At 60.6% G+C, this 16066-nt stretch carries 13 protein-coding genes and 1 pseudogene; 10 read left to right on the top strand and 4 right to left on the bottom strand.

Features of this window, described 5'->3' with window-relative positions:
• Positions 1-9 precede the first annotated feature (9 nt).
• Both M1D89_RS00565 and M1D89_RS00560 read right to left on the bottom strand, forming a co-directional pair.
• Entirely contained in the window at positions 10-924 is a 915-nt protein-coding gene (locus tag M1D89_RS00565; protein WP_498643791.1) for an alpha/beta fold hydrolase, read from the bottom strand.
• Positions 902-2710 (bottom strand): FAD-dependent oxidoreductase, encoded by a 1809-nt coding sequence (locus M1D89_RS00560; protein WP_498643790.1) that lies wholly within the window; start codon positions 2708-2710, stop codon positions 902-904. The genes M1D89_RS00565 and M1D89_RS00560 overlap by 23 nt, the downstream gene beginning before the upstream one ends.
• A 530-nt stretch (positions 2711-3240) precedes the next feature.
• On the opposite strand from M1D89_RS00560, the gene M1D89_RS00555 reads away from it, so the two are divergent.
• The 7 genes and pseudogenes from M1D89_RS00555 to M1D89_RS00525 all read left to right on the top strand — a co-directional run.
• Positions 3241-4353 carry an alcohol dehydrogenase catalytic domain-containing protein gene (locus tag M1D89_RS00555; protein WP_498643789.1) on the top strand — a complete coding sequence of 371 codons (1113 nt, stop codon included), beginning with the start codon at positions 3241-3243 and terminating at the stop codon, positions 4351-4353.
• 72 nt (positions 4354-4425) lie between these two features.
• Positions 4426-5034 carry a cysteine hydrolase family protein gene (locus M1D89_RS00550; protein ID WP_498643787.1) on the top strand — a complete coding sequence of 203 codons (609 nt, stop codon included), beginning with the start codon at positions 4426-4428 and terminating at the stop codon, positions 5032-5034.
• A gap of 117 nt (positions 5035-5151) precedes the next feature.
• Positions 5152-5868, top strand: a complete 717-nt coding sequence (locus tag M1D89_RS00545; RefSeq protein WP_498643786.1) for a GntR family transcriptional regulator — start codon at positions 5152-5154, stop codon at positions 5866-5868.
• 224 nt (positions 5869-6092) lie between these two features.
• Complete coding sequence (locus M1D89_RS00540) at positions 6093-7073, top strand: alpha/beta hydrolase (protein WP_498643784.1); 981 nt, start codon at positions 6093-6095, stop codon at positions 7071-7073.
• A gap of 37 nt (positions 7074-7110) precedes the next feature.
• Positions 7111-8169, top strand: a complete 1059-nt coding sequence (locus M1D89_RS00535; RefSeq protein WP_498643782.1) for a helix-turn-helix domain-containing protein — start codon at positions 7111-7113, stop codon at positions 8167-8169.
• A 144-nt stretch (positions 8170-8313) separates the two neighbouring features.
• A complete protein-coding gene (gene acmB / locus M1D89_RS00530; RefSeq protein WP_498643780.1) occupies positions 8314-9516 on the top strand; it encodes a methyl acetate hydrolase AcmB in 1203 nt (400 codons plus the stop codon).
• Between the two features lie 277 nt (positions 9517-9793).
• Positions 9794-10368 (top strand): annotated as a pseudogene (locus M1D89_RS00525) (acetyl-coenzyme A synthetase N-terminal domain-containing protein); the annotation flags it as partial.
• Between the two features lie 396 nt (positions 10369-10764).
• On the opposite strand, the gene M1D89_RS00520 reads toward M1D89_RS00525, so the two are convergent.
• Positions 10765-11325 (bottom strand): TetR/AcrR family transcriptional regulator, encoded by a 561-nt coding sequence (locus M1D89_RS00520; protein ID WP_498643778.1) that lies wholly within the window; start codon positions 11323-11325, stop codon positions 10765-10767.
• 109 nt (positions 11326-11434) lie between these two features.
• Between M1D89_RS00520 and M1D89_RS00515 the strand changes: the two genes are divergently transcribed.
• On the top strand, positions 11435-12331 hold the full coding sequence (locus M1D89_RS00515; RefSeq protein WP_498643776.1) for an oxidoreductase: 897 nt from the start codon (positions 11435-11437) through the stop codon (positions 12329-12331).
• A gap of 391 nt (positions 12332-12722) precedes the next feature.
• Positions 12723-13286, top strand: a complete 564-nt coding sequence (locus tag M1D89_RS00510; protein ID WP_498643774.1) for a DUF5605 domain-containing protein — start codon at positions 12723-12725, stop codon at positions 13284-13286.
• 285 nt (positions 13287-13571) lie between these two features.
• Here M1D89_RS00510 and M1D89_RS00505 read toward each other — a convergent pair whose 3' ends face one another.
• Complete coding sequence (locus M1D89_RS00505) at positions 13572-14591, bottom strand: LacI family DNA-binding transcriptional regulator (protein WP_498643772.1); 1020 nt, start codon at positions 14589-14591, stop codon at positions 13572-13574.
• A 122-nt stretch (positions 14592-14713) separates the two neighbouring features.
• On the opposite strand from M1D89_RS00505, the gene M1D89_RS00500 reads away from it, so the two are divergent.
• Positions 14714-16057: an MFS transporter gene (locus M1D89_RS00500; protein ID WP_498643770.1), complete on the top strand. Its 1344-nt coding sequence runs from the start codon at positions 14714-14716 to the stop codon at positions 16055-16057.
• The last annotated feature ends 9 nt before the right edge of the window (positions 16058-16066 follow it).

Genomic DNA, 16066 nt, shown 5'->3' with positions numbered 1-16066 from the left:
GGCAGTCTCCTAGCCCTGAACTTGTGCAGAGGTCAGTTCCGTGCCCGCACCCTCGTCGAGGCCGAGCAGGAAATCCAGGTGGATCTTGTTGAAAATCTCGGTCTGCTCGTACTGGGGCCAGTGGCCGGCGTTTTCGATAACAGCCAGCCGACCGTTGGGGATCAGCCCCGCGATTCGGCGGCCCTCATCGACCGGACCGGAGGGGTCCTTGGTGGTCCATACCACCAGGGAGGGCGCCTGGATGGAACGAAGGTCATCGTCGGTGAGCATGTTTCGGCGGCGGGTCTCGGGATCCTGAAGGGCCATGTTTGCTTCACATGCCTTGAGCCAGTCCGGCTGTTGGAAGATCGCCTGACGGGTACGGATAAGGTCGTCCGTCACCATGGTCGGGTCGGCCATGAGCCACTCGAGCCGGGTTTTAACCCGCTCCCAGGATGGATCCTTTGCCGCTTCCATGGACAACGTGTAAAGGCGTTCCATCACGACCGGGTTCGCCATGGTGCCACCCATGGTGTTCAGGACGATACGTTCGACCCGCTCCGGGAAATCGATGGCGAAACGGGCGGTCACCCATCCGCCAAGGGATTCACCTGAGAAGTAGGCTCTCTCGGCCCCGATGGCGTCCAGGAAGTGGTTGACCTGTTCGATGTAGTGCTTGATCTCCAGCGGGTGGTCAGGCTTGCTGCTGTATCCGTGGCCGATGAAGTCGATGGCATAAACGTTGAAGTGCTCGGCGTGGGCCTGCAGGTTCCGCACATAGGCTTCGGCATGGCCGGTGATGCCGTGGAGCATCAACAGTGTGGGCTTGCTGCTATCGCCGGCGTGCAGGTATCGGGTGCGGTAGGGGCCAGCCTGGATGAAGCCCTGGCTGAATTCGACCTGTGCGAGGTCGGACCAGACGCTAGTGTACGGGCGTGAATTCACGGGTTTCTCCTGAGGTTTCGGGGGTGTTCTGTTTGGTGTTGCCCAGGACGGTGTCCAGTGCCGAGCGAAGTTCGGCGCGGGCTGTCTCGACGTCCCAGACGGGTGCGGACTGGCGCCAGGCGATGTAGCCGTCGGGGCGCACGAGGAGGGCGCCTGCTTCGTGGATTTCCCGGACTTTGTACCAGGCGCCGTAGGGGTCTTCGGCGCCTTTTTCGCCGATGACGACGGTGCGCAGGTACGGGGCATCAAGTTCGGCGGCTGCTGTTTCCCAAGCGCGTCCGGCAAGGCCGGTGACAAGGCTGAACTTGCCGTGGCCGGTGACATCAAGGGTCGATGTCCGGTGGCCTTCACGGTCCACAAGCCATGCGTGCGGAATTTTCGCGCCGGGCCGGGTTGTGGGCTGGACGTAAAGCTGGGGATCCCTTGCCCACTGCTCTTCGCCGGCATTCGGGTCTGGGATGACAGCGTCGGATTCGTAGCGCTGGTTCAGTTCAACGCCGTGGGCGTTGAACTCGTAGTTCTTCCCTTCCAGTGCTTCCTGAAGCTTCTGGCGCAGCTCAACGCCTTCGGGTGTCGGGGCGTGCAAGCGTGCCAGCCCGGCTTCAATGCTGTGCTCCTGGCCCGGGACACGGAACGTGTCGTTCAGCGGGCCGTAGTCCTTGCGGGACTGATTGGCCCGGGCGACGATCTGTTTGCCGACTGGTACGCGCTCCAGAGAATAGGAATCGAGCAGGCTTTCTCCGGCGTAGCCCTTGATGACGTATGCCAGTTTCCATGCCAGGTTGAAAGCGTCCTGCATGCAGGTATTTGAACCCAGGCCACTGCTCGGTGGATGGCGGTGGACCGCGTCTCCTCCGCAGAATACCCGTCCGACGGAGAAGCGCTCGGCGTGCTGCTGGTTCACGTACCAGGTGGACTTCGTCTGGACATCGACTTCAAGTTCGGGGTCGCCGACCAGGGTGCGGATCTTCTCGAGGATGACGTCTTGGCTGAAATCGGGCTCACCGTCTGCCATGTTGAATCCCCATCCGGCGATCCACTCGTCCCAGGGCCGGACCGCGCGCAACAGGCCCATTCCGATCTCACCAAAGCCGGCGACCGGGTTCATGATCCAGTGCAAAATGCTGGGACGGTGCGCGACGTACTTGCTCAAGTCAGCCTTGAACAGCACATATGCGGTACCGGCACGGGCAACCTGACCATGGAACGGCAGCCCGATGTCTTCTGCGATCTGGGAGCGGGCACCATCGGCGCCGATCAGGTAACGTGCCCGCAGCATGTAGTCCTGGCCGGTGACATGGTTGCGGAAGGTGACATTGACGCCGTCGGCGTCCTGAACGTGGGAGAGGTACTCCGTGTTAAAGGTGACCTGTGCACCCCGCTCGCCGGCGTTCTTGAGCAGGATCGGTTCCATCAGTGGCTGCGGAACGTCGAGCATGGTGCAGGGGCTTGCCTTCAAATAGTCCCCGTACCGCTCGTCCCCGGTACCCCAGGTTCGGAGCCGGGCAATCTCCTGCCCCGCCAGGCTGGTCGTAAACAGGGTGTCCCCCATGTCCTCCCAAGGCACCGCATATTTCGCAGCTTCCTCCTCCACCCCCAGATCCCGCAGAACCTCAACGGCACGCTGGTTGGTAATGTGCGCGCGAGGTGTATTCGCGAGCCAGTTCCACCGCGAAAGCATGTGAACGCGAATGCCCTGGGTGGCCAGCGCCAGCGCCGCTATGGCCCCGGTCGGTCCTGTGCCCACAACGAGGACGTCGGTATCGAATTCCAACTGAGTTTTCATCACACCTTCTAAATTCAAGTTCGGACAACTCCGTCCGCGCTGATAGAGGTCGTTCTCCATCAGGAACCCACGCTTCCAAACGTGAGGCCGATCACTAATAGAAATCTACTAGCATGCTAGCGGGTTTGTAAAGCATCTTCGCTCTGATCCTGCTGCTTTTCGTTTTCCCAATGGGGAAAACTGCCAATCTCCCCCGGGTTGGATTCTGTAGCCCACCTCTACCAAGAGCAATGATTCGTACCGCTGAATGGGACGCACTCCTTATGCACTCTCCAAGAGTCCGGCCCCCAAGCGGCAGGATCGCCTGGGCCCTTGGCGCATTAGGGCAGTATGGCGATTTTTCCCAATGCCCCGAAAGGTGGATCGGCAACCCAACCCGCACCAAGCGCTGGCCGAGCGGGCGGGCGCCCTCTTGCAGGCTTGCACGCTTGCATGTAACGTTGCTCACGCCAGTGACTCCCGTCACTAACCGCAGGCCTCGTGCTAGGCATTGAGGCAACCACGAAATTCCATTTGCAAGGAGCGCGATGATGAGCTTGATGCAGGCCGCACGACTTCACGAAGTAGGCAAGCCTTTCCAGATCGACCAGGTGGACGTCCCCGAACCGGGCCCAAGGGATGTAATCGTTGAGGTGAAGGCGTGCAACGTTGTGCCTAACCTGCGGAACGTCATCACCTCATACCCTGATTGGTTTCCATACCTTCCCCTGCCAGCCCTGCCCGCTATTTATGGCTTGGACGCTGCAGGCATTGTGAGCAAGGTCGGATCCCAGGTCCGCAACGTAGAGCCCGGCGACCGCGTTTACGTCAACCCGGGTCGCGACTCCGGTGATTCCCATGCGTCACGGCGAGGCGAACGCATCAACGACCCCGCCTACACATTCCAGGGCTACTTCGGCTTTGGGGCAGGCTCGCAGGAGATTTTTGAGGACTACCCGCATGGTGGTTTCTGTGAGTACATGAAGGTCCCCGCAGACGGGCTGGTGGTACTGCCTGAGTCAGTCTCTTTCGAAGCCGCTTGCCGCTTCGGCTACCTTGGAACGTCTTACTCCGCTCTCCGCAAAGCAGGGACAGGGGCCGGCACGTCCGTTCTAATAAACGGTGGCACGGGAACCCTTGGACTCGGGGCCGTTCTCAATGCCCTGGCCATGGGCGCCACAAAGGTCTTCGCGATGGCGCGTGACCGTGAACTCCTCGAGCGGGTTCGCCTCATCGATCCGAGGCGGGTCCACGTTCTCTCCCACGGGGACAAGCCCATAGAGGAATGGGTTCGCGAAAACACCGATGGCCTCGGCGCCGATATCTTCATCGACGCTGTTGGCCCCGGCGCTCCGCACGAGATCACGCTCGCCGGCATCGAGGCGCTCCGACGTGGCGGCCGAATGGTCGACATCGGAGGCATGTCAGAGCCGCTCCCGCTGGAGATGTTTAAGCTTATGTGCTTCCAGATCAGCGTTATCGGCTCACTCTGGTTCAGCGTCGCAGAAGGCCAGGATATGGCAGAAATGGCGCACGCCGGCACCTTGGATCTTTCGGTCTTTGAACACGAAGTCTTCCCCCTTTCAGAAGTCAATGAGGCATTAGATTCGGTGGATAAGCGCCGCGGCGGGTTCACGAACGTCGTCGTTGTCCCCGGCTCCTAAGAATGATTCTCGTGGCCGGGGACACTTACCGTCCGAGGCCCCGATCCCACTAGCAAGAAACGGAAGACCAGAATGGAACTCAACCCAGAGCGCACGGCCGTCATCGCGGTTCATTGCCAGGGAGACATCGTCTCGGCGGAAGGAGCCTTCGCTCCCTTCTTCCACGAACAGATCGTCAGCAGGAACATCATCAGCAAGATCGGCGAACTGCTGGCCTCCGCAAGGGAGAACGGCATAACCGTGATCTATACCCGGGTAGCCTTCAGGCCCGACTTCAGCGACCTCAACGCGAACTCTCCCCTGCTCAAGGTCGTGGAGCAGTCCGGTTGCCTCAAAGACGGAAGTGCGCTGGCCGACATCATTCCCGACCTTGCACCAGCAGCCGAGGACGTGGTCATCACTCACCAGCGCGTCGGTGGTTTCGTGCCCGAACTCACGGCTGTGCTGGAAGAACGCGGCATCGACACTCTCGTATTTGCCGGAGTGGCCACCAACGCATCCCTGGAGGGCACAGCCCGCGCCGCCTCTGATGCGGGCTATCGGGTCATAATCGCAGAGGATGCCTCCTCCGCCGCTAGCCTTCAGGCCCACACGGCGAGCATCGAATCCCTCGGCCTGCTCGCTGAGATTGCCAGCGTCGCCGACATAAAGTCCAGCACTCCCGCCTCCCAGGCAGTCTAACGCCAAGCTGACTAAGACTCTTGTGCGCCCGGCCCAGAAGGCCGGCTGGGCGCACCGAGACATATGCTAGCGTTCTAGTTTGTTGAGGAGAGGAGCCATATGCGCAACACTAGTTCCATGACACCACTGCAAGCTCCCCTCAACCAACGCTCCTCTGCAGGTGGAGGACGCCTCCTCGGGCGCATATACGAAGCCGTGCAAAGCCGACTGCTCGAAGGCGAATATGCAGCAGGGACCAAGCTTTCGGTCGAGTCCATACGGGCTGAATTCGGTGTAAGCAAGCAGCCTGTTATGGAAGCGCTCCGCTTGCTTTCTGCAGACGGCTTGGTCGAAATCCTCCCCCAAATAGGATGTGTCGTCACCGAGTACTCGCTCGAAGAAGTAGAAGACTTTTTCAGAATGTTCGCTGGGTTCGAATCCGTGATCGCGGCAGCTGCTGCTCAACGGCGGACAGACGACCACCTGGACGAGCTATACCTGGCCGCCCGCAGAATGGACCGTCTAAATACCGAGCCGGACCCAGATATCCGGGCCCGCCAGTATCGAGTCCAAAACCGGAACTTCCACGAAATCATTCATCGTATGGCCCATTCAAGAGTCATGAGCACCATGAGCCGCCGCATGTGGGACCTTAGCGACTTCCTCATCAACACCACCGGCGCCCCCCACCCGGTCGGGTCCTCCATCGTGGAACGCAATGAAGACCACGCCCGGATCATCAAGGCGCTTGAAACGGGAGACGTAGAAAATGCCAAAGCAGAGATGGAACAGCACATCCTCTCCACAGCAACCATGATTCAGGCAACCAGGACCGAATCGTTTATAACCGCATGACAGATCGCATGCTTGGGTTCAGACCCCGCAACAGAGCTGAATTTGAGGGGGTCACGAGCTGCCCCGATACTTTTACCCCCAATCAGGCAACTCGTCCCACATCAATACGTCCCGCTGCCGGTCAGAGCATGCATCTTCCATGATTTGGGGCACTGACCTTGCGCCCAACGTCTTCAGCATTGGCCAAGAGGCTTTTCACGCACCCGTCCGCTTATGCTGAATCTATGGATGCATGGAGCGAACCCGGGGCACGCCCGCCCGCGCCTCCATTGGACCCGGAACTGAAGGCAGGCCTGGCCATCGTGGGGGGCGTCTTCCCGCCGACGGTGACCCCGGATTTGGTACCTTTTATGCGCAAGGCCTATGCGTCACGCCCGTACGCCGAGATTGTAGGTGATCGCCTGATCACTCGTGCTGATTACGAACTCTCTGGATGGAACGGGAACCCTATCGAAGTAAGCGTGCTGCGCTCAAAGTTAACCGGGCCGCGGCCAGCGATACTTTTCCTTCATTCGGGCGGGTTGATGTTCGGGGACCGGTTCAGCGGTATCGACTCGGCGGTGGATTGGGTCACGCAGTTCGATTGTGTTCTGGTCACGGTCGAGTACCGGCTCGCGCCGGAGTTCGCTGATCCGTTCCCGATCGAGGACTGTTATGCGGCGTTGGAGTGGCTGGAATCGCAGGTAGGCGAGCTAGGCATCGATCGTGCTCGGATTCTCGTCGCGGGAGCCTCCGCAGGCGGGGGCCTCGCGGCTGGGATAGCATTGGCTGCACGTGATCGAGGCGGCCCGTCTATCTGCGCGCTCCTTCTGGATTATCCGATGCTCGATGACCGCGGTACATCTCACTCGCTGACCCAGTTCGACGGTGTGGGCGTGTGGGATCGGATTAGCAATGAAACTGGCTGGAACGCGCTGCTTGGGGATCGCCGCGGCACCGCTGATGTTTCGCCGTACGCTGCACCTGCCCGAGCATTGGATCTCGGGGGTCTGCCTCCCACGTTTATCGATGTCGGGACGGTTGAAGTGTTCCGTGACGAAGCGACGGCATTCGCGACCAAAATGTGGAGGGATGGGGTCGACGCCGAACTGCATGTTTGGGCAGGAGGCTTTCACGCCTTCGATATTTTCGCTCCGCACACGCGTCTTGCCCGTGGGATGATACTGACAAGGAACGCTTGGCTGGAGCGCTTTCTCTGCGACTGACGGCGATAGACTTTGAGCATAGAGACGAGGTGGCGAGGTGCAGGAGCTGCTCGGTCGTTTGCACAGCCTCGACCCGGGTGCGGTGGCCAGCCTCCGTGTGATCGCGTGCTTTGACGAACTCATTGTGGGAGGGGTCAACAGCCAGGCGCTATTGAGCGCAGCGGCTTCCTTGGCGGGATGCGTGGCCGGTTTCGCGGTCGAGTCCCCTTCTAGAGCGATGCGCTTTTCCCCTTCGGGCGAGCAGCTGGCGGGAGCAAGAACCGGGGGTTCGGACGCCCGGTCCTCTTGGTCAGACCACGGTCTGTCGGTGTGGCTTGAGAGAGAAGGAGATCCTCACGCGAACGATGCGATCATTTTAGAACGCTTGTCTCTGGCGTTGCGTATTAAACAAGACAAGTCCGCGGTCACTGAGCCTAGGCGTGACCTGGGGCTGATGGTCGATTCACACGTTGACGAGGATCGGCGCCTTGAGGCGGCGGCACGTCAGGGGTTCTCTTCGTCTACTAGGTACAGAATCATCGTTGCTCCCTTGTTCGCAACCTGGCAACGCCATCCGCGCGCCCGAGAAGATGTGGTGGGCACACCTGTCGGGCCGGTGCATACACTTGTTGTCCCAGAATCGACGACGTTTGTTGAAGGGAGTCCGGTCGGGATCGGGCAGCCGGCGCTGATCCTAGACTTCCCGCGTTCATTCCGAACGGCTGTAGTCGCTTTGCGGTTGTCCAGCCCCCCGGACATCCCCGTCGTGCTCGCCGATGACTATGGTGGTCTCCTCGAAGTTCTAGCGGATGTCCCGGCGGGTCATCAACCGACCGACGTTTCGGCGATCGCGAAGATTGCCGAGCACTCTTGGGGGCATTCGACCTTGGATGCGATTGTCAGAACCGGGTCAGTGCGTGAAGCCGCACGCGCGGTAGGCATTCACCACAGCACTATGACCACCCGCGTGCAAGCCATCACCGAAACCCTAGGGTTCGACCCGTTGGGCGGTATGGGTCGGGTGCGCTTGGGTCTCGCGTACCTGATATGGCGGCTTCACGAATCCCGCTCTCTTACTCTTCCTGCTCCCGCCGACGGCATTGCACGCGTTTACTAATGCGCCCGACATTTGTCGGTTTTTTGGCACCACATTGCGATGCCATGTCGGTGATGCCCGCCCCGGTCCCGAGCTTAGGGTTATGTCACGGCCTATGCCGTCCCGGCAGAAGAATGTCTTTCCCTGCCGGAGGATTCTCCTTCAATGACGAAAGGGCAACCTGTGAGCACAAAAACTGAAGAGCTCTCCAACATCCTCGAACGCGCGGTCGAAGGCGTCGGTCGGGTGCCTGGCGTTGTCGCCGGCGTCACGGACCGCGATGGAGTACGCTTCCTGGAGGCTGCAGGCAAACGCAGCCTCGGCACTGAGGTCGAGATGACCGCTGACTCGGTATTCGCTATCTTCTCCACCACCAAGGCAATAACAGGAACTACCGCGCTGCAGCTCGTTGAATCCGGTCACCTGGACCTCGACGCACCCGCGAAAGAGTACGCACCCGGACTGGCCTCGATCCAGGTACTCGACGGCTTTGACGCTGACGGTTCCCCCCGGTTGCGCCCCCCCCGTTGCGAGATCACCACTCGGCACCTGCTCCTGCATACAGCTGGATTCGGCTACGACTTTTTCAACGCGAAATACAACCGTCTCGCCACCGATCACGGTCAGCCGAGCGTGATCACCTCGTCCCGTGCTTCCATCACAACCCCACTCCTTTTCGACCCCGGGGAGCAGTGGGAGTACGGCTCAAACATAGATTGGGTGGGTCAAGTTATCGAGGGCATAACAGGCAAGAGTCTTGGTCTGGTCATGCGGGAGCGGCTATTTTCCCCGCTCGGGATGACTGACACCGACTTTACTCTCAACGAAGGCACCGCCGGCCGCCGCGCCACGATTCATCAGCGCGATATCAGCGGTGTTCTGACGCCGCTCGAGGACCTGATCCTCCCGCAGGACCCAGAGGTGCAAATGGGCGGACACGCCCTCTATTCGACGGTCAACGACTACCTCACCTTCCAACGCATGTGGCTCAATGACGGCATGGCTGATTCCGGCGAACGGGTGCTCCGACCGGAGACCGTCGCATGGGCCGTGAAGAATGACCTGGGCGACCTGAAAGTCAAGAAACTCCCGGGGGTTATCCCCTCATTGTCCAACGATGCCGAATTCTTCCCCGGCCAAACCAAATCATGGTCCTACACGTTCATGGTCAACGACCAGCAGGCACCCACAGGGCGACCTGCGGGCGCAGTCGGCTGGGCGGGGCTAACGAATCTCTTCTACTGGATCGACCGCGAGAACGGAGTCGCAGGCTATTGGGCCACCCAGATCCTGCCATTCGCGGACAGCTCGTCATTCACCGGGTTCATGGACTTCGAGACGGCCGTCTACCAGGCCCTCCGCAGCTGAAGTCTTCCGAGCGGTGCCACAGTTCTCAGGGGTGGCACCCCTCGCTGCGGTGCGTGGAATGCCATGCGCGAGATTCTCGACGAGCCTACCACCGGGCACCACCGTGACGTGCGAGCCGCTTCCGAATAAGCGTCGAGTAGCGGTGTATGTGCGGCGACGCCGCCTAGAGCGGATTTGGTGCGCCTTCGGGGCGGGTACCAAGTTGTTGATTTTCGCCCCTGGCGCTGGCGGTCGCTGAATCTCGTACTCGGACACGCGGCTTCTCCTGGCCCTGGAGATGCCCCCGGAATATGCTGCCGACGCCGTTGTCACCGCAGCCAATTACGCTGAGGCCACGGCTGAGCGGGCAGCGTTCTGGACCAGGCAGGCACGGGAACTGATCACCTGGTCCATGGATTTCGAGAAGACCCTCGACTGGTCCAAACGCCATTTGCCAAGTGATTTGCCGGAGGTGAGGTCAACGCGGCCTACAACGTGCTGTACCACCACGTTGAGAACGGTCTGGGCGATGGGTGGCGATCTACTTCGAGTGCGAACCCCGGGGCACCCGGAACCCACATTTAAGCACAGCTGAGCGAAGAAGTGAAGAAGACCGCGAACGGCTCCGTGTCCCTCGGCGCGGCCGAGGGTAACCGGGTTGCCGTGTACCTGCCCATCCCCGAGGCCGTGATCGCCCTGCTGGCCGGCACCCGGGTCGGCGCGGTCTACTCGGTGGTGTTCGGCGGCTTCTCTGCCGAAGCCCTGCGGTCCCGGATCGATGACGCCGAAGCCAAGCTCGTGGTCACCGCCGACGGCACGTACCGCCGGGGCAACCCCAGCGCCCTGAAAACCGCGGTCGACGACGCCCTGTCCGCGTCATGGCGCCGCGGTCCCGGTACCTTCATATCGGGTTTGAGTTCGCTCATGGAACGAGCCAAACCTGCCCAAGTGTCCACGATGTCCTGAGAAGTGTCCAATAATTCATGAGACTCCACACTCGACATCGGCCTGTCTGGCGCGGCGCCCGCAAGGTGGGCGACGCTCCACACGTCACCCCGGCGCCGATCCAGATGATCACCGCCGCCTGATTCTAGGGAGAGCGATCCGTAAGGCCACAGCTGGGAATAGTTTCATGGCCGCAGGGTAGTTGCAACGCGATAACACCCGCCTGAACGGTCAAAGCTCTTACTCCGCTCCCCGCCTACCCAGGCAACTACGAGAATGGAAATAGCTGCGAGAACTTCGGTCCCACAGTGATTTCGACGTTTCTCACAGGCCAATCCGCCTTTGCGGTCTCAGACCATCGCGAATAATCCGCAGTGCTGCATCGAGCTGACCCCCCCTGTGCTGGTGCATCGCCTGCAGACCCACAATTATGGCCTTGAGATCGCGGCCGTCCACGTCGCTCCGAACGGTGCCAGCGCTCTGACCCTGCGTCACCAGATCGTCCAGGGCAAGATGGAAAGCCCGGTGCCGGTCGGGCAGCTCGGCGTCGATGTCGATGCCACTGCTTGCAAGGTCAGCGGCAAGGCTCTGATCGGCGGTGCCCTTCTCAAGGATTCCAGCCAAGAAGTGGTCCAGAGCATCCGCCGGATCGACCTCGAGAAGCTCCCGAATCCACACAATCAGTCGATCGATGCCCTCAGTCACGATCGCGAAGAGGAGCGCCTCCTTCGTCGGGAAATGTCGATAAATAGTCCCCATACCAACTCCTGCCCGCTGAGCAATCTCGTCGACCCGCACTTCTGGCCCCCCTGCGGCGAAGACGTCGTTCGCCGCCTGCAGGATACGTGTGCGGTTTCGGACAGCATCGGCGCGCGTTTGCTTCATTAGAGTCATCTCTCATAAACGGAGTGAAGGTTCCGTATAGTATTAAACGGAACGAATACTCCGATTATAAGAGCGGGAAATTATGAAAAAGCCATGGACTACCCACGACATGCCTTCCCAGCGGGGACGCACAGCACTCATAACGGGCTCGAACACCGGCTTGGGGTTCGCGACCGCCTCCGCGTTGGCTGCCCGCGGTGCATCCGTTATCCTCGCTGTTCGCAACGCTGAGGCCGGATTTCAGGCAGCTGAGCGGATCAGACGCGCATCTCCGGACGCGGAGGTTGAGGTTCAGGCTCTCGACCTCGGGTCGCTCGCGTCCATCTGCGAGGCCGCACAGCGTATACGCGCGAAGAATCGGGGTATCGATCTGCTCATCAATAACGCCGGCATTATGAACACGCCGAAGGGCACCACCGTCGACGGCTTCGAACGGCAGTTCGCCACCAACCACCTCGGGCACTTCGCCCTTACTGGTCTCCTGATACAGGACATGCTCGCCGTCCCCGGCTCACGCGTCGTCACTGTCAGCGCACTCGCCCACCAAATGGTCCGCGGGATCGACTTTGACGACCTGCAGCGGGAAAGGTCATATGCTCCGATGCGCGTCTACAGCCAATCCAAGCTAATGAATATCCTATTTACCTACGAGTTGCAGCGCCGACTAACCCATGCCGGGGCGCTGACTGTTTCTGTGGCCACCCACCCCGGCCTCGCTTCATCCGAGCTATCGCGCGGCAATCCAGCCACTCAACGAGCCTTCGTAAAGCTCATCCGTCCGCTGATATTTCAAAGCACCAACAAGGGAGCTCTCCCGACGCTCCGCGCTGCCACAGATACGTCCGTTCGTGGCGCCCAGTACTATGGGCCCGACGGACGCTGGCTCCTCGGAACACGTGGAAACCCGGCCGTCGTGGAGTCCAGCGCAGCCTCCCACGACAAGACGAACCAACGGCGACTCTGGGCAGTGTCCGAGAAGCTCACCGGAGTCGACTTCCCTGTCTAGGAAACGCCGGTGACCGGGCCTAGTCGAGCGGATTTTCGCATGATGGCCTCTATAGCGGCAGACGTCGTCACGGCGGCCGTGCGAAAAGGATGCGTGTTCCGGGAATTCTCTCCATGATTAGCCGTGATCACTTCCGCTGACGGCCAGATGCCCCACAATTTCGTCGTTGTACGCGACAATGCTGCAAAGCCCGGCTTCTCACCAAGAAGCCCCGTCGTATTAGACGAATGCGGCTAGGAGGGAACATCGGCGTTGACTGGGGCAACCTAACCGCCGAGGAAATGGTGCGCCGCTGTTGGGAGGGCGGGGCCCGGGGTGGCTAAGTCGGCCACGGTGAGACTTACCTTAACCACTGGATCAAAGGTGGTGGTCGAAGGGTGGCGATCTGTGGGTGGTAGTCCTCAGCGCATTGCTTTCATCGATCGGATCATCGGCGGATCCCGTCCGGAATGCTCGAACCGTTGTCTGGGTAGTGGGAGACGCCGTCGGCTGGATTGGCGGCCACTACACTGTCTCCTACCCTGGACTCGCTCATCCCAGCTTCCGAAATATCGACCTGCTGCTGGAACGCACGAAAATCGATATAGTTGACACGTGGGTAATGACCATCACTTCCTGGAAGCTATCGCGGCATCACTCGCATCGACCTTCCCGCCCACCCGTTCCTTGCCCTCGATCACGGCGACTGGCGACGGAAGGGCATGACAAGGGAGTCACGGGCGCAATTGGCCCCATATCCCGCCCGGTAGTGACGTGCACCACTGTTATATCGGCCCCGAACCCATCAGTAATCGACTGGCCGAGAGAACCCGGGAAGTTGGGCTTTAACCCACGGCGAGGTCGGTCGGCTGATCGGCAGTGTCATCAGCTCGAGCATTCGAACTGCTGGCAGGTTCTTGATTTGTCGCGGCAGCGCCCATCCTTCTGCCGCCGGCTAAGGGCAGGACACCCGTAAGGATCCTATCTGCTGTACCCCTATGCCATAAACCGCGTCAAGGAGCGCCAAGCCCGCGGGCATTCTGCCGGGCCCAGTTAGCAATATGACCACCGCTGTGAGACACAATGGATGGGACCAGGAGGAACCCCAAGTAGTCGCCGATCAGGAACCGTTGCACATAACGCCCTAAAACTGGCATGGTGCAACCACCCCAAGTGCCTAACGCCGGGTTTTCCTGTAGCGCTCCGGATCAGGCATCGGCCCCGGCGCGGATGTCAAGAGGACGGTAAGAGGGCCATTGCCTCATTGAGCGGGGCTTGGGAAGCTCCTAACTGGCGCAGTGGAGTCCCGCCGGACCATAGTGCCAAGACCCGTGGGCGGCTCCGGCATACGGTGGCCTTCAGCATGATGCAAGGCGATCCCTGCCGTATAAAGCCCCAGCCCTTCCATATCGACCTCCGCACTTGAGATTGAAGGCATGAAGCGTGCCGCCAGCGGAGAGTTATCGTGGCCAACGACGGACAAATCCTCCGGGACTCGGAGTCCGTACCGTATCGCTCCCAGTATTGCGTCGGCGGCCGTTTCGTCATTGTAGGCAACCACGCCGGTTACTCCGGCGGCCCTCCACGCTGCGGCAGCATGCTCTCCAGATCCATCCTGGTAATTGACCGGCATGGCAAGGGGCCGTGAAAGGCCCCGTTCAGTGCAGACTTCGCCCACAAGCTGCAGGCGGGCCGTGACGAATTCCTCCAATCTTGGATCGGTGGGGCAGGCGAACCCGAGTCGCCGATGGCCGAGACCAAGGAGGTGTTCGACCTGAAGCCTCGGACCGGATGCGAAGTCAGACGCTTGCTCTGCGGGTGGCTGGTCCGGGGAGGGAATGATATTTCGGATGCCAAGGGACCGCATGTCAGCCACGTCTTCAGCCGAGAAAGGTTCGTAGCCGATGACAACTGAAGGATCAAGGATTGCCCAAAGAGGCACGGCGCTACTGTCTGGGAGTGGCGTGAAAGTGATCAGCGCGTAGCCATGGACGGCCAGTTCGTGGGTCAGCACTTCCAGGTTGGTTCGCAGGCTATGCTCCAGCGGCCAGTCGGGAAGGACGAGCAGGACGATCTTGTTCCGCCCGCTTCGTAAGGTGCGGGCGGCTTGGTGCGGCTTGTAGTTAAGGCGTTGGGATGCAGCCAACACTCGCTCCCGTGTCGCCTTCGAAATCGTCTGCCCCTTCGTCCGGTTAAGGACGAACCCGACGGTCGCCGGAGAGACGCCGGCTTCCCTTGCAACATCGGCCGCCGTCACACGCCGTCCAGTAATTGCTGTCACGCTACTCCTTGAATCGTTACAAATAGCCCTTGCCATCCGCGAACTTGCCTTGCTAGCATTTTACCTACGGTTACTAGCACGTACTAGTAACTCACACACCTTTATTTGACAACGGAGTCCTCATGACTACTCGCGACGACGAGTCACGGATAACACCCCCACCGGCAGCTTTCCCCGTGGCAAGTTCCGTTACGGACGTAGCCGACGGCAAGCCCAGCGCGCTAAAGCCGGAGCTGCGCAAGGTGGGGGCGCGCTACATCTGGTTTATGGTTCTGGCGCAGTTTGGCGTTTTCGTAGCCTTCATCACCCCGCTTGCTATTTCGTTGTCCATCCGGGTCCAGGAGCTCGCGCCGGGCCACGAGGAATACCTGGGCTACATCACAGGCGCGGGTGCCTTCGCGGTGATGCTCACGGCCCCCTTGGGGGGAGTGCTTAGCGACCGCACCCGGACGAAGATCGGGCGCCGCCGGCCATGGATGATAGGCGGCACCATTCTTGGCGTTATCTCACTGTTCGTGATGGGGCTTGCCCCTGACGTCCTCATTCTGGGCCTCGGCTGGATCCTCGCCCAGCTGGGCTGGGGGCAGGTGCTGGCAAACCTGCAGATCTCCACGGCAGACCGACTCCCGGAGTCTCAGCGGGGCAAGGTGGCCGGGCTCGCCGGTTTCGCGACACAGATAGCACCCGTCTTCGGCCTCATCATCGCTGGAGGTTTCGCACAGCAAAGTGTCCTGCTCTTCCTGGTCCCCGGACTGGTGGGAGTGATTCTCGTGGCACTATTTGTCCTCCTCGTGCACGAAGACGACAGCCGGGCACGGACCTTTGCCGAGAATCTCAGCATCAAGGCAATTGCGAAGAAATACGTATACAATCCCAAGCAGTACATGGACTTCTCCTGGAACTGGGCGGGCCGCTTTCTCTTCTACTTCGGGCTTACCCTCAACACCACGTTCACGGCGTTCTTCTTCGCTTCCAAGCTCGGCGTGGAGGTCACTGAGGTCGCTCCACTTATCGCCACCGTCGGCGGTGCGGGCATCCTTGCCACAACCCTGGGTGCCATCGGCGGCGGATTCCTCTCTGACCGCCTTCGCCGCCGCCGCTTGTTCGTTTTGACTGCCGCCGTATTCTTCGCCGCTGGCGCAATACTCATGGCGTTCGCCCCTGGGATGCCGCTACTCATCGCCGGTTCCCTGCTGTGTTCAGTCGGCGTTGGAGCATTCTCCGCAGTTGACCAGGCCTTGCTCCTTGACGTCCTGCCCGAGCGGGACACCGACGCCGGCAGGTTCATGGGCATCACGGGCTTCGCGACCTCGATCCCCCAGGCCTTCGCCCCGATCATTGCACCGCTTTTCTTGGCCGTAGGCGCAACCGGCACTGACAAGAACTATGAACTCCTCTACATCGTCGCTGGCGTCGTCACGATCCTTGGTGGCCTGTCCGTACTCCGCATCAAATCAGTCCGCTAGAACTGCAGA

This window comes from Arthrobacter sp. D3-18 (assembly GCF_054408525.1).
The sequence above is the reverse complement of the archived record's forward strand: the minus strand, read 5'-3'. Positions and strand labels throughout refer to the sequence as shown.